Origin of the sequence: Salinibius halmophilus, assembly GCF_003577475.1 — a bacterium.
Taxonomy (GTDB): Bacteria; Pseudomonadota; Gammaproteobacteria; order Pseudomonadales; family Natronospirillaceae; genus Salinibius; species Salinibius halmophilus.
The window spans coordinates 60,938-75,448 of record NZ_QPEP01000013.1; the positions used below are offsets into that span (position 1 = coordinate 60,938).

Below are 14,511 nucleotides of genomic sequence, written 5' to 3' on the forward strand. Positions count from 1 at the left end.
CCCTTGTTATAAGCCAAGTTGCTGAGTGATCTGGCGCCAGTCAATCAGTTTGAAGTTTTGGTTTTGGTAACGGTAGTTGGCATCAACATTGTTGCCATCTTGCACAACAAATAATCCCTCTGGAAAGCCTGGCAACGAAGCGCTGGTGGCGGCGATGCCGTCGGTGTCGCTGGCGCCGTCGATGCCATTGCTGTCATCGGCTGTGATTGCGAACCGGCCAAGTGGCTGCCAGGTGGCTAAAGCAAACAATACATAGCTGCTATTCCCTTGGCTTGAAGCGATCAGCATATCCTTGTAAAGCGTTAAGCCCTCAACATCTGCTACCAGCGGCGAGTCTTCAATGCTGATGACCTTAGTTTGGCGTTTGTCAGTGATATTAAGTGACCATATGCCTTCGTCCTCTTCACCAACGAGCAAGGTGTTTTGATGGAATACGCAACCCTCTGGTTGTGATGGTAGCTGCCAAACGTAATTAAGCTTGGCGTTCAGCGTTTTGTTTTCTTCGACGACCTGCCAAAGTTCGACTTGACCATTTTTGCCATTTACCGAGACATAGTGCTCGCCGCCAATGGTAGCGCTGCACAAGCCATACACTTCATTGACTTGGCTAATTACCTCGCCTTCTTCGGTTTCGCTCGCGACCACGTGGCGCTTAGTAAGGTATGGGGCTTGTGGGCTTAAGTCATAGAATGCAATGGTGTTGAGATCACGATTGCTGGTAACAGCAATGGGTTGCTCGCCGATGGTAAGTACATCAACATTGTTTGGTTCACCAGCGTCTATGGCGGTTAGTCGTTTGCCTTGCAAGTTGTAAACTTCTAGTTGAGCTTGTTTATTGGTGCCAATAATTAAGCTGTTAGCTGGGTTGCGGTTGTTTATCCAAATGGCTGGGTCGTCGGCTGCATCGTCGTCATCAGCCACCGCATCAGTTTCAAAGCTTGCGCTCACCAGGGCAATGCCATCGTAATTCGGGGATAATACAACTTTACCGGTTAGGTCTTCGCCAATTTGCGCATCGGCCCAAGCAATAAACTCATAAACTGGCTCGTCCAGCTCGGTATTCGCTAACCAAAGCCCATTGTCGGCCACGACAACTGGTTTGACCTCATCAAACCCTGTTGGGGTGAAGGAGCTTAAAAATGTTTTGTTGGCGAAATCGAATACTTGTAAGCCTAAGCCTTCATCACCTAAGAACAACAAGCGGCGGCCATCATTCAAGGTTGCCAGTGCAATGCCTTCTAGCTCCTCAAGATGGTTAGGTACAGCGGCAAATATTTGGCGTACTCGGCTCGTTTCTGCTTCTGCACCATAAGCCCATACTCCCACTTCTTGCTCGGCTAGCAGCAGAGTTTGGCTGGCATCATCAACAATACAGCCGCTTAGTTCGCCATCCAGTTTAAAGCTGCGAACTGGCGTGCTGCCATTTAGCGCGTTGCCAAGTTTGCCTTGTTTTAGCGCCAACTTATATTGCCTAACATGGCCAAGCTCACTATAAACAAACGCGCTCAGCGTTTGGTTGGTAGGGTTTTGATACAAGCAGGTTCCCGCGGCTTCAAAGTCTAATGTGACTTGCCAATGTGCTAGCCAGCCGTCTACCACTGTGCCCACATGTAAGCTGTCTTCACTTGCAACGGCTACCACAGGTAGCTGGCCGAGTGTGCGACTATCTGCCCCCATGGCTTCGATCGACGTGATGTGCTCCACTACTTGCCCTTGACGGTTAAATAGCACTAAGCCGTCGCCCTCGGCTGCTGTAATCAGCGTGTTGTTGATAAAAGTGCCGTCAGCAAAGTCTTCAAATGACACCTCAGTAGTGATCGCCATTGCTGGTAAGGCTGCGGCCGTTAATAAACCCATCGTTAGTTTTTTCATCATGTCCTCCGTTAATGAACGACGGTCATGCTGGTGTGCTCATGTGACAGTTCAACGTTAGGAGCCTCAAAGATGCGACATTCCATCGATAACTAGCTCGTTTCATCGCCATAATTGACCTTGTTTGAGCCGACTAAATAGCAGCGCTTATCTGACGTTGAGCTAATTCTTGCATCCAATCGGCAAGTTAATTTGAGCTTTTCGGCCTACCTTAGTCACTAGGTTGTCATGCTGCTGTCATATGCTGATCGGTATTGGAGGTAGGGGTTATGAACCAAATAAAATGGCCTTGGTGGCAAAGATTTTGGCGGCATCCACATTTTTTGGCGCAGCACATGAATACCTTGCTGATGTCAGCACTAGTGTTAAGCCTGCTAATCGGTGTGAACGCTTGGCTGGGTGAAGCAAAGGGCGCCATTGATTGGGTAGATGTGATAGGCGAAACCCTCACCGCCGTTTGCTTTGCACTGTTGCTCGTTGTGCTCTGCTATTTGCGCCCAAATAATACAACAACACGCTGGATGACATTGGGGGTACTTTGGTTAGTGTTAGCCCATAGTCAGGATGCGCTAGATGAATGGTGGTCGGTGTCCGATCAATACTGGTTCACTAGTGTGATTGAATCCTTGCCGATAGGCTGGTTGCTTTTGGCAATTGGGATTAGCCGCTGGTTAACGGTGCACTGGAAAACCTTACGATTGTTGCAAAGCTACCAATTTGAGCCAGAAGCGCCGATGGATAGCAGCACAGGTTTGCCTACTTGGCCATTGTTGCTAGCAAAACACAAGCAGTCACCTCGCCAACGATTACTGATCGTTCATTTCACTCGTTCGATGCCCGAGTGGAGTGTGCTTGCGTTGCGAGATCAGCTTCCAAAATACAGTATTTTGGTCAGCCTTTCTTCAAATCGGTTGGCTGTGGCTTGTAACGAGGCCGTTATCCTTGAGCCTTGGTTGACGTTGCTAGCGCAGTTTAACCTGCCAGTACAAGTTAGTGAGCAAGTGCTTACCAATACGTCGCCACAGCAGGCATTATGGCAGGCAGAATCCGAGCTAAGTTATGGATGAACACCTTCAGCGACTACTCAACGCCTTACCTACCAGTACACAATCGTTGGCATTGGCTAACTGCCATCAAACAGATGTGGCTGCAAAAACTGCGCAAGTCTACTTGAACCTATCCTATGTGCCTGAGCATGTATTGGGGCTTGGCCAGCACTTATGGCCACCCAGTCAGTTCGCAGCGCAAATGCTGAGCGCCCCTTCGGTTGGGAGTTTAATTAGTTGGCTTAGTCGCTCCGCGATGAACAACCTATGCGCACCGGTTGTATTAACAAGCCCTGCTTTTTTTGATGTTTATTTGGTCGATCAATACGGGTTTTTCTACCGCAATGCGCAGGGAGAAAGAATTCAGCAAGTTGCGGTGAATATCTGGTTATCGTCATTGTTTAGCTTGCTGCAATGGTTAGGCGCTGACGTAAGATCTATGCAGGTGGCCCTGCCTTGGTATAGTGATGAAGCCTTACCTAGCTATCTGCAACAGTGGCATGTGAAAGTAATCGAGAAAAAGCGATTTCCCGTGTTGCGGGTTCCAAATGCCTGTTGGCAGCAAACTCTGCCTCGAGGCAACGGTGCGCTTACAGTTATGGAGCAAGACTTGTTATATTTGGTTCGCCAACAAATACTTGTCCAGAAAGATCTCGAGGGGACTGCGCGGGCGCTAAATATGAGCATGGCTACGCTCAAGCGCCATTTGAAAACAAGGCGAACTAGTTTTCGCAAGCAACAGCAGTTGCTAAACGCAATGCTATGCGACCACGCTGAGTGCTACCTAGGCGCAGACAAAACAACGCTAATGGATAAATTTAATATCCATGATCGTAGTACCTTCAATCGAGCTTATCAGCGCTGGTTTGCCAGCATTAAAACAGTTTTAGATTAGCCAAGATCAATGTTTGGGCATTGGCCAGCTTGCCAAGCTTGACTGAGTGTTTGCTGTAGCTTTTTTAGCTCCGCTTTTTGTGCTCGCAACTTAGCAATGTTGCGCTCCATCTCGGCCATTTTGGCGTCTATCGATTGCATCAGTGCCTGTTGGTCGTACTCATCCGTTAGTAATTGCTGTAACTCTTGCAAGCTAAAGCCAAGCTGAAGTGAATAACGAATCAGCATCAGCTTTTGCATGCTGGTGTCGTCGTAAACTCGGTAGCCACTGGCTTGGCGTTTTGGTTTGGGCAGAATGCCTTGATCTTCATAGTACCGAATGGTGCTGGCACTAACACCTGTACGCTGAGCTAACTCACCAATTTTCATGGTTGACCTTCAAGTAAACTTTAAGGTTATTGTAGCGTTTTTAAATAGGGTGGCGAGGGCTGTTATGTCGGTATTTAGTGAATTTACCATTGCAGATGGGTTAACAGTGAAAAATCGTATTGTTAAGGCAGCGATGGAGGAAAACCTGGCGGGTGAGCAATTTTTGCCAAGTGACGGGCTTATCAACCTTTATCGCACTTGGGCGAAAGGGGGTACAGGCATGCTGATTACCGGTAATGTCATGGTGGATCATAGATCCATGACAGGCCCTGGTGGGGTAGCGCTTGAAGCGCATACTGATCTCACACGCTTTAAACAATGGGCTCAGGCTGGGCAGGAAAATGGCTGCAAAATGATGATGCAGATTAGTCACCCCGGTCGACAAATTTATGCGGCACTCGGCGGTAAGGTGGTAGCGCCATCCGCTGTGGCACTAGAAATGGGTGGTGCCTCAAAAATGTTCGCGATGCCAACCCCCATGACTGAGGATGAAATTGAACAAGCCATTGAGCACTTTGCGATCACAGCGAGTAAAGCCAAGCAAGCTGGGTTTGATGCTGTGCAAGTGCATGGTGCGCATGGATATTTAGTTGCTCAATTTTTATCACCATTGAGCAATCAGCGTGATGATCAGTGGGGCGGTAGCTTGCAAAACCGCGCTCGGTTTTTGCTGGCCATCGTAGCGCGAATCAAAGACAAGTGCGGGCCAGATTTTCCTGTCGCGGTAAAGTTGAACTCGGCTGACTTTCAACGTGGTGGGTTTGACGTTGATGATGCAAAGTTGGTGGCAAAGTGGCTGGAAAAAGCTGGTGTTTGTTTGATTGAACTCAGTGGCGGCAGCTACGAATCGCCGGCGATGCAGGGTGACACCGCTGATCAGCGCACACTCGCGCGCGAGGCTTACTTCCTGGAGTTTGCCAAAGAGATGCGCCAGTCGCTTACCGTGCCATTAATGACAACTGGTGGCATTCGCCGCCTACCGGTTGCGCAAAATGTGGTGGTGCAGGGTATTGAGTTAGTGGGTGTGGCGTCGGCGCTCGCTTATTGCCCTGATTTGCCAAACCAATGGCAGCAGCAAGCGGATTATGTGGCGCCAGTGCAAACGGCTAGCTTTAAGAGTAAGTCGCTACGCGGTATGGCTAATATGATGTTGGTGAGCCGCCAGCTGGGTCGTATGGCGGCCGGTAAACCAGTTAAACAGGTGTCACCCGTTGTTACGTTAGCCTGGTCTCAGTGGCGCATGCAGAAGCTGGTGAAGCGCTATAAAAAGCAGCTAGGCTAGTTGCGCGCCGCGATAAATTCGTCCATTAGTTGCGACATTTCTTCTTCAACGGCTGCTTCAATGCTATCGAGCTCTTGTTCAAATACCGCTAGGTATTTGTCGGCTTGATCTGCATTGAGCAGCTTCTTGAGGGCGAAATATTCGCAGGGTGGCTCATCAGGTGACTGGCGAACTTTGAGTACGATACGGATGTGCTCGTCAAACTTGTCGTTTAAAAGCGGCTCGGCAAAGGCTTTGAATGCCTCTACTTCACCCGCAGCATCTGGGCCGAGCGCTGTTGGATCAATTCGCATATAAAGTGTCAGTTTTTGCGCATCCAGCATAACGCTCCCCCACAATAGGTTTATCTGTTAAGAATAGAAGCTGGCACCACAATGCATGCCAGCTTTTTTGTTACAAAAAGTAGGAGGCTCGCAACGGCCATTAGTTTAAAAGCAGAATTGGTGCTCACGGTGCTTGCTATGAGACCGTCACCCGCAGGGAGCGCCTCTTTGTCTAGAGAGGGAGGCTACAGGGACGTACTTGCGCCGTGTCGAAAAGCTAGTTCCGTGTGCGCCAACACTTTTCAGTTTGCATTGTTGCGAGTCTAGCTATCCATTGCTAACAGCGATGCATTGCCCCCCACTGCTGCGGTATTAACGGTACGCACTCGTTCAGTGGCAAAGCGCAGTAGGTAGTTTGGCCCGCCAGCTTTGGGGCCGGTGCCAGACAATCCGCGCCCACCAAATGGTTGTACGCCAACCACTGCGCCAATCTGGTTGCGGTTGATGTAGCAGTTGCCCACTCTTACTCGTGCTTCAATGTAGGCCGCTGTGCGTTCGTTACGCGAGTGAATGCCGAGTGTTAGTCCATACCCTGTGGCATTAATATCGGCAATCAACTGATCCAGCTCGCTCGCTTTAAACCGGTAAATATGCAAAATCGGCCCAAACTGTTCAGCCCCTAACTCAGCAATGCTGTCTATCTCGATCAGGCTAGGAGCAATAAAGTGCCCAGCCTGGGTGGTGAGCTTGGCCTGCTTAATGATGGTTTGCTGGTCTAAATACGCTTGCAGGTTGTTGTGCGCATCCTGATCAATCACCGGACCACAGTCGGTTGCAAACAAGTTTGGGTCGCCCACTTGCCAGCGGTCTAGAGCTCCTTCGATGAGCTCAATAACACGATCGGCAATTTCTTCCTGTACGCACATAACACGCAAAGCAGAGCAGCGCTGGCCAGCACTGGCAAATGCTGATTGCATCGCGTCCTTCACTACTTGTTCTGGCAGCGCCGTTGAATCAACAATCATCGCATTTTGGCCGCCTGTTTCGGCGATGAAGGTTGCCATGGCTCCGCCGCGCTCGCTTAGCTGGCGCGAGATCAGGTTAGCGGTTGGGTTAGAGCCGGTAAAGGCAACGCCGGTTACGCGCGCGTCGGTTAACAAGCTGCCACCCAGCTGCGCACCATCGCCAGGCAAAAAATGCAACGCACTAGCAGGGATGCCCGCCGCAATCGCCATTTCCACGGCACGATAGGCGATTAAGCTTGTTTGCTCGGCCGGTTTCACTAATACGCAGTTTCCTGCCAGCAATGCGGCCACCATTTGTCCGGTGAATATTGCCAACGGGAAGTTCCAAGGGCTAATGCATACAAATACACCACGGCCTTGGTAATAATGCTCGTTGCTCTCGCCTGTTGGGCCAGGTAGCAACGTTGGCGTTGAGAAGTGTTTCTCGGCCTCGTTGGCATAATAGCGGCAGAAGTCCACGGCCTCGCGAATCTCATCAATGCTGTCTTGCAGGGTTTTACCGGCCTCGTGTACACACAACGCGATGAGTTCGGCAAAGTTGGCTTCCATTAAATCAGCCAAGCGGCGAATAGCATTTGCTTTATCAGCCACTGGTACCGTCTGCCAAGTCCACCAATATTGATCAGCAACCGTCAGGGCATGTTGGGCGTCATCTGGGGTGGCAAAAGCTACTTGTCCCACTTGCTTATTAAGGTTGTATGGTGCCAGAACGGCTTGTAACTCATGATCAAGCGGCTGGCCATCTATCAGCGGATAGGCCTGCCATACATGTGATTGCCATGCTGTGAGGTCTTGCATAAACGCAAGTCGCTGATCGGCAATCGACAGGTTGACCCCGCGCGAGTTCCGCCGATCGTGAAACAATGATCTCGCCGTTACAATATTCGGGTTACGGTATGTTTGGCGCTCGGCAACCCTCGCGATAGGCGAAGCGACGAGCTCACTAACCGGTGTATTGGCGTCTTCTAGGCGATGCACAAAGGATGAGTTGGCGCCATTTTCTAGCAATCTGCGCACTAGGTATGGCAGCAGGTCTTTATGTGCGCCTACCGGCGCGTAAATCCTCACATTGTGTTGATACTGGCTCATCACCTCGTCATACAAACGATCTCCCATGCCGTGCAAGCGCTGGAATTCAAAACGATCAGTTTGATAATGCTCTGCCAAGGCGCGTATGGCACAGACGGTGTGCGCATTGTGACTAGCGAACTGAGGTAGTAGCTCGGTTGCGTTACCCAGCAAATACTGGGCGCAGACTAAATAACTCAAGTCGGTATTGTCTTTGCGGGTAAATACCGGATAGTCCTCTAACCCGAGCAGTTGCGCGTGCTTGATTTCGCTATCCCAGTAGGCGCCTTTCACTAATCGAACAGGAATGGCGTCGCCTTGTGCTTTAGCAAGGGCTTGTAAATAGCCTAGCGCCGCTAGGGCACGTTTAGAGTAGGCTTGCACCACCATGCCAAAGCCACCCCAGCCTTGGCATTGCTGGTAAACAGTACGAAAAAGTTCCAGCGACAGTTCGAGGCGGTCGGCTTCTTCGGCGTCGATGGTAATGCTGATGCCGTGTTCGCGCGCAGCACTGACTAATGCTAATACTCGCTCAGCCAACTCTGGTAGCATTTGCTCGCTTTGCGAGACTTCGTAACGGGGGTGTAAGGCTGATAGTTTTATCGACACTGAAGGCGGTGCGAGGCCAGGTGCCCAAGCATCAAGTTTTGCTGCCAAGGTAGTGATCGCGGTCAGGTACTGCTGAAAGTAAAACTCGGCATCTTTGTCTGTTAGGGCTGCTTCACCGAGCATGTCAAAGGAGTAAGTGTAACCGCGTTCTCGATACGATTTGCCGTTTTTGATCGCTTCATCAATAGACCGCCCCAGCACAAACTGTTTGCCCATGATCTTCATCGCTTGTGCCAACGCCGCGCGAATGACTGGTTCACCGGTTTTATTAATTAGCTTGCTAAGTAAGCGCCCGGCAGATTGCTCTTTGCTAGCCAATCCAGTCACTTTACCGGTCAGCAATAGCCCCCAAGTCGACGCATTGACGAGCAGCGAATCAGACTGACCTAAGTGTGCATCCCAGTGGGCTTCCGATAGTTTGTCGCGAATGAGGGCATCGGCGGTATGGGCATCAGGCACGCGCATCAGGGCTTCGGCAAGGCACATTAAAATCACGCCTTCTTCCGTACCTAAACTGTATTGCTGCAGCAGCTTATCTACCGCATGCGCACCATCGTGGCGCTGGCGAATACTGGTCACCAACTGGGTTGCACTGTCGGCAATGGTCGCTTCTAGGTTGCTTGGATAGCGACTGGAAAGAAGGTCGGCGACCACTAGTTCCTCATCAGCCATATAGTGTTGGCTGAGCATAGATAGCCATTGCTCAGGTGTCAGGTGTGCGTATTGACCAGAAAATAACTGTTCGCTAGAAAACGTTAGCGCCATAGCAAGCTCTCTTTTTATTGTGCTAAGTCATTGCATTGAAGCTAGCATAGCTGATAAGTGAACAGGTACGGCTAGCGTACCTGTTCATCAACGTTTACGAGTAACGTTTACTTCACACCTGTAGTTATTGCTTCTCGATTAACGACTGGTTGATGTCGACGCTGATCGAACTAACCGCAGCGTTGGCCGCTAACGCTTCGATGCGTTCATTGATTACCGTGCCATTGGCAAAACTTAATACAGCAGTTGTTGCGAGCTCATGCACTAGGGTAGCACCTACCTGATCTGCTAAATCAGCAGCTGAAGCGCCATCGGTGAGTTTTACAATCACTAACCCAGTTAAGCGCCCCGGCTGAGCTAAAGGGCTAGTGAGCGCGACATCCGCTCGTGCCACTTCATCGCCAACCGAAATGGGTAATGCGCCAACCGGTGTAAAGGTTTCAAATAGTAGTTGTGTTGTGGGTTTAACCACTTCATAGGTGGCACCGTTTAATTCAACGGTTGTCGCCATTGTTAGGCTCGATAAGCTGATCGCAGCCAGGGTGATTAATGGTCTCATAGTGCCGCTCCTTGTTGCTGGTGGCCAAATAAACGCATTTTTACGTTGCGCAACGCACCGTCGACACTGTTGTTGGCAACGGGCGTTAGGGTGCGCTCACCTGTGCTTAGATCAAGCATTTGCAGCTCAACGGTGTCAGCGCTGGTATCGCGCACGACTAGCTGCCATTCACCTTGTAGGTTTTCGCCGTAGAAGTTATGGATAATTAAGCGTTTAGCCGTAAATTCACCATCACCGCCAACCATGCCAGAGCGCGGAGACAGCAATACGCTGCGCGTGCCCGCAGGCGAAATTAGCTCAATGGCAAGATCGAGTGGGCGCTCATGCACAATATCCATTTCCAGCTGTACGGCTTCAACGATCAGGTCTTGGTTGAACGGCAAACGCAAGGTTGAACCAGATAGGGTGGCATCAGGCACAGGCAGCTCATCAATTAGTGGAATCCACGCCGTTTCTAACAATGGCGGTAAGAAGGTGTTTGCGGTAAGGGCTAGTTCCACCGCTTTGCCTGCATTGACTTGCCCAAAGCCATAATAACTATGGAAAGGCATGCCGGCACCATTGGTTTGCCAACCAGGCAAGGCATCATAGGAAACAACGCTGCCATCTGCTTGGCGGAAGGTTAACGGTACACCCGGCTGCTCTAGGTCGATCGGTGTCGCGGTGACGGCCATAATGTGGCGGACATCGCGTGCCGATAGCGCATGGTTAGCCGACATAACCAATGCCGCGACACCAGAAGCATTCGGCGCTGCTGAAGAGGTGCCATTCATCGTGTTGCGGTAATCACAATTGACGTTTTCAGGATGGCTGCCATCTTCGAATGTGGTTGCACGGCTGTTATCCAGTCGGGCCGCCCCGCGGTCGCAGCCATATGGGTCGGTGGTTACATGGGCAGGGAACTCTGTGCCATACTCGCCACCAGGCGCGGCAAAAATCACCGCCGAGCCGGTAGAGGAGTAAGACGAGCGCTTGCCCGAAGCATTAGTGGCCGACACCACAGTGTTGTAAAAACTAGCGTTGTTATAGTCTTCTGCGGCGGGTTTTACCGGCAAGTTATGGTTGCGTGTTTCGGCAAACTCATCGTACTGGCCTAGATAATAAAAACCGTTTTCCGGCTCGCGCGTGTAGCGGTAGCCATTGCCAGCCGATTTGATGTGCAGAGCACCAAAGCCGCCGCGGCCGTTGAAATAGCCCACTTTGCGAACTTCATCGAATAAATCTTGTTCAGCGACTGGTACTTCCAACCAACCTAGGGTGATACCAAAGCTTTGGTTATAGACCCCAGCCTGAGCATTGCGGCCTTGCGCCAAGATTGATTCAAACAAGGCTTGTCCCTGTGAGTAGGTGTCTCGGTCAAAGTCGGTGGCGAGAAAGTTTGAGCCATACAGGTTTACTCGCGGTGCAACACCTCGCACGCCAACGCCATTCCAGCCGGTAGCGCCAATAATGCCGGCGACCGACGTGCCATGCGAGTCATTATAATGCGTTGGGCTTGGGTCATTGCTGCCAGTAGCGTAGTTGAACGAGCCTGGAACCACTCGAGCAACTAAGTCTTCATGGCCAGCATCTAGGCCATCATCTACTACGTGTACAGTGATGCCAACGCCATGGATACCGCGTGCATGGGCTGGCTCAACGTTTACATCATAACCGGCAACCCCTGGATTTTCAGCGAAAGCGGTTTGGCCAGTATTTTTTAAGTGCCATTGATACTGGTAGAGTGGGTCACTAGGTGGTAAATCCCATGCAAACCCTGCGGCTGTTACCGAACTAACGGCCACCGCGAGAATACCCTTTTTAATCATTTCTGATCCCTTATTGTTATTTGTCACCCGTCACTCACAATCACGAAAAATAGCATCGTTTTAATTGCGAGATATGGGAAACGATTGCTTTGGTGTGATGGCAGCTCAATGCCATTAACTTAAGAGTATTGGCGTCCACGGAGCTCGCCAATCGACACGGCGCAAGTACGTCCTTGTAGCGTCGGCACCCGCTCCCTGCGGGTGACGGTCTCATAGCGAGCACCGTAAACACCAAGCTTGTTGTATAATTTAATGGCATTTGAAAACTGCGTTTAAAAGCTTAAGGGAAGATGAAAGAAAACGTTACACTAGCGGGTATTTATAGTGGCGTTCGATATTTTGGCTTATTGTAACAGTGATCGATATATTGGAAGTTTCATGAACTATTGTATAAGTTGTTGATATCGTTTTGGAAAAATAAGGTAAAAGTACGAATTTAATCTTTATGTTCGCTACATGGAGAAACGATCACAATTTCGGTAAGAACATATTTGCCTGAATTAAATATGTGACGAGCGTCACGCTGGGTGCTGAATGGCGTAAACCATTGTTTTCACACTGGGCGTCCTTGCCCAATGATTAAACTAAATTATTCGCAATGAAACGCACGAAGTAACACTAGTTTTGTTTTTTCAAGTCGTAATTGAGCGGCTGAGTTTTACCACCAAATACTCGATACATAAAAATGGTGTAGGCCACAATGACGGGTAGTACGAATAAGGCACCAATGAACATGACCTGCAATGCTTGCGTTGGCGCAGCGGCTTGCCAGATGTCCATTTCACCCGGTATTAACCAAGGGAAGTAGCTATAAGCGAGCCCTTGGGCGGCAATAAAGAAAATGCCGGCCGCAGCGAAAAATGGTAAGCGATAGCCAAAGTCATTTTGATACGGAAATTTGGCTAGATAGCGGTCTACGAGTACAAACAGCATCAAGCTAATCACAGGCAGCGGTAATAAAATAAACAGCGATGGCATGCTAAACCATTTTTGTGCGATCTCAGGGCTAAAAAACACGTTCGCTAGCGACACCAAAATCACACCTACGCCGGTTATCCAGCCAGTTCGGCGGGCCCAGCGCGCTGAGCGAAGCTGTAGCTCACCATCAGTTTTCATTACTAGCCAACAGGCACCTATAAAGGTGTAGGCGCTAACCACACCCAGTGCGCCCAGCACAGCAAAGCCGTAGCCTACAAGTGATTGTTCAAAGCCTGCGACATACATCCCTATCATATAGCCTTGAGCGGCGGCGGCCACAATAGAGCCTACTTTGAACGTTCGGTCCCACGCCAATTGATGATTGGTTTTGGCTTTGGCGCGAAAGTCATAGGCAACGCCGCGTGCAATGAGGCCAACAATCATCACGGTCACTGGAATGTAGAGTTCAGTGAGAATAATGCCGTGCGCAAATGGGAAAGCGACCAAAAGCAAGCCGGCTGCGAGCACGAGCCAGGTTTCATTGGCATCCCAAAATGGGCCGATCGATGCGATCATGGTGTCACGCTGTGCTTTGTTGCCATCTGGCATTAAGATGCCAACGCCCAAGTCGTAGCCATCTAGAATGGCATAGACCAAAAACGAGAGGCCCATTAGCGCCATAAATACCATAGGCAACCATTGTTCAGCTTGCTCAAACATATTGTTGCTCCTTATTAATGCTTTTTAGTGCTAGGTGGCGCAGTGTCATAATATAGGCAGACAGCAGTACCGCGTAGATACTCAAGTAGGTTAATAGTGAGGCCAATACCTGTTCTGGTGGCAGGTCGTTTACCGCGTCGGCCGTTTTTAATACGCCATGAATTAACCAAGGCTGGCGGCCGATTTCGGTCACCATCCAACCGGCTAGGGTGGCAATCGAACCGGCGAAGGTCATGGCACTTAGGGTAACTAATTGCCATTTTGGCAATGACTTTTTACGCCACAACGTAATACCCGCCAACCAAGACATCGCGAGCATCAATAATCCTAATCCAACCATCACTCGGAATGACCAGAACACGGGAAATACCGGTGGGTGTCCGACTTCGGCAAACTCGTTTAGGCCTTGCAGTTCACCGTCAAGTGAATGGGTGAGGATTAGGCTCGCAAGTTTGGGGATGCCTATTTCAAAGTGGTTCGTCTGGGCGTCATTATCTGGTAGTGCGAACAATAGTAGTGGGGCGCCTTCTTCGGTATGCCAAATACCTTCGATGGCGGCAATTTTTGCTGGTTGATTTTCTAATGTATTAAGCCCGTGTAAGTCGCCGACAAAAGCTTGTGTTGGGGTAAGTACCATGGCAAAACCAATGGCTGATGCCAGTGCTTTTTTCGTAGCCCGCGAGGTGTCACCCTTAAGCATTTTGTAAGCACTGCCGCCAGCGATGAGAAAGCAGCCAGTCAAAAATGAGGCCAGCAACATATGGGTAAAGCGGTAAGGCATCGACGGGTTAAAAATAGCCGCAAGCCAGTCTGTCACCACAACCTCACCGTTGACCATTTCAAAGCCTGCTGGCGTTTGCATCCAGCTATTGAGCACCAAAATCCAAAAGGCTGATATGGTGGTGCCAACAGCGACGAGCAATGTTGAGGCGGTGTGCAGGCGGTTGCTGACTCGATTGGTGCCATACAACATTATGCCTAAGAAGGTTGCTTCGAGGAAAAACGCCGTCAGGATCTCATAGGCAAGCAACGGCCCAGCAATGGCGCTCGCAACATGCATAAACTCCATCCAGTTGGTGCCAAACTGGAAGGTCATGGTAATGCCGCTTACAACGCCTAAAGCGAAGGTCAGCGCAAATACCTTTACCCAGAAGCCATAGGCCTCCAGCCAAGCTTGATCACCTGTACGGTTGTAGCGCAATTTAAAGAACAATAACATCCACGTCAGCGCGATGCTGATCGTTGGATAAATCATATGAAAACTGATGTTCGCAGCGAACTGAAGGCGCGAAAGAAATAACGTTTCTAACATG

Annotated in this window: 11 protein-coding genes; 3 read left to right on the forward strand and 8 right to left on the reverse strand. The window is 50.1% G+C overall.

Features of this window, described 5'->3' with window-relative positions; all coding sequences use genetic code 11:
* Positions 1 to 6: 6 nt before the first annotated feature.
* Complete coding sequence (locus DUW71_RS14775) at positions 7 to 1,872, reverse strand: phytase (RefSeq protein ID WP_158584149.1); 1,866 nt, start codon at positions 1,870 to 1,872, stop codon at positions 7 to 9.
* A 269-nt stretch (positions 1,873 to 2,141) separates the two neighbouring features.
* Here DUW71_RS14775 and DUW71_RS14780 point away from each other — a divergent pair, with 269 nt between their 5' ends.
* Both DUW71_RS14780 and DUW71_RS14785 read left to right on the forward strand, forming a co-directional pair.
* Positions 2,142 to 2,939 (forward strand): hypothetical protein, encoded by a 798-nt coding sequence (locus DUW71_RS14780; protein WP_119396044.1) that lies wholly within the window; start codon positions 2,142 to 2,144, stop codon positions 2,937 to 2,939.
* The gene (locus DUW71_RS14785; protein WP_119396045.1) at positions 2,932 to 3,813 is read left to right on the forward strand and encodes a helix-turn-helix transcriptional regulator; all 882 of its coding nucleotides are present in this window, start codon (positions 2,932 to 2,934) and stop codon (positions 3,811 to 3,813) included. The genes DUW71_RS14780 and DUW71_RS14785 overlap by 8 nt, the downstream gene beginning before the upstream one ends.
* Here the strand turns inward: DUW71_RS14785 and DUW71_RS14790 are convergent.
* Entirely contained in the window at positions 3,810 to 4,181 is a 372-nt protein-coding gene (locus DUW71_RS14790) for a MerR family transcriptional regulator (RefSeq protein WP_119396046.1), read from the reverse strand. The two genes, DUW71_RS14785 and DUW71_RS14790, sit on opposite strands and share 4 nt — an antisense overlap.
* Positions 4,182 to 4,245: 64 nt before the next feature.
* Between DUW71_RS14790 and DUW71_RS14795 the strand changes: the two genes are divergently transcribed.
* Positions 4,246 to 5,463 carry an NADH:flavin oxidoreductase/NADH oxidase family protein gene (locus DUW71_RS14795; RefSeq protein WP_119396107.1) on the forward strand — a complete coding sequence of 406 codons (1,218 nt, stop codon included), beginning with the start codon at positions 4,246 to 4,248 and terminating at the stop codon, positions 5,461 to 5,463.
* Here the strand turns inward: DUW71_RS14795 and DUW71_RS14800 are convergent.
* From DUW71_RS14800 to DUW71_RS14825, 6 genes are all read right to left on the reverse strand, one after another.
* Positions 5,460 to 5,786, reverse strand: coding sequence for a hypothetical protein (locus tag DUW71_RS14800; protein ID WP_119396047.1), 327 nt, complete (start codon positions 5,784 to 5,786; stop codon positions 5,460 to 5,462). The genes DUW71_RS14795 and DUW71_RS14800 overlap by 4 nt on opposite strands.
* 263 nt (positions 5,787 to 6,049) lie before the next feature.
* Positions 6,050 to 9,193, reverse strand: a complete 3,144-nt coding sequence (gene putA, locus DUW71_RS14805) for a bifunctional proline dehydrogenase/L-glutamate gamma-semialdehyde dehydrogenase PutA (protein ID WP_119396048.1) — start codon at positions 9,191 to 9,193, stop codon at positions 6,050 to 6,052.
* Positions 9,194 to 9,317: 124 nt separating this feature from the next.
* Positions 9,318 to 9,752, reverse strand: coding sequence for a hypothetical protein (locus tag DUW71_RS14810; protein ID WP_119396049.1), 435 nt, complete (start codon positions 9,750 to 9,752; stop codon positions 9,318 to 9,320).
* Entirely contained in the window at positions 9,749 to 11,560 is a 1,812-nt protein-coding gene (locus DUW71_RS14815) for a S8 family serine peptidase (protein ID WP_119396050.1), read from the reverse strand. The genes DUW71_RS14810 and DUW71_RS14815 overlap by 4 nt, the downstream gene beginning before the upstream one ends.
* Before the next feature lie 618 nt (positions 11,561 to 12,178).
* Positions 12,179 to 13,198 (reverse strand): cytochrome d ubiquinol oxidase subunit II, encoded by a 1,020-nt coding sequence (locus tag DUW71_RS14820; protein WP_119396051.1) that lies wholly within the window; start codon positions 13,196 to 13,198, stop codon positions 12,179 to 12,181.
* The gene (locus DUW71_RS14825; RefSeq protein WP_119396052.1) at positions 13,191 to 14,510 is read right to left on the reverse strand and encodes a cytochrome ubiquinol oxidase subunit I; all 1,320 of its coding nucleotides are present in this window, start codon (positions 14,508 to 14,510) and stop codon (positions 13,191 to 13,193) included. Before DUW71_RS14825 ends, DUW71_RS14820 begins: the two co-directional genes overlap by 8 nt.
* Between the last annotated feature and the right edge of the window lies 1 nt (position 14,511).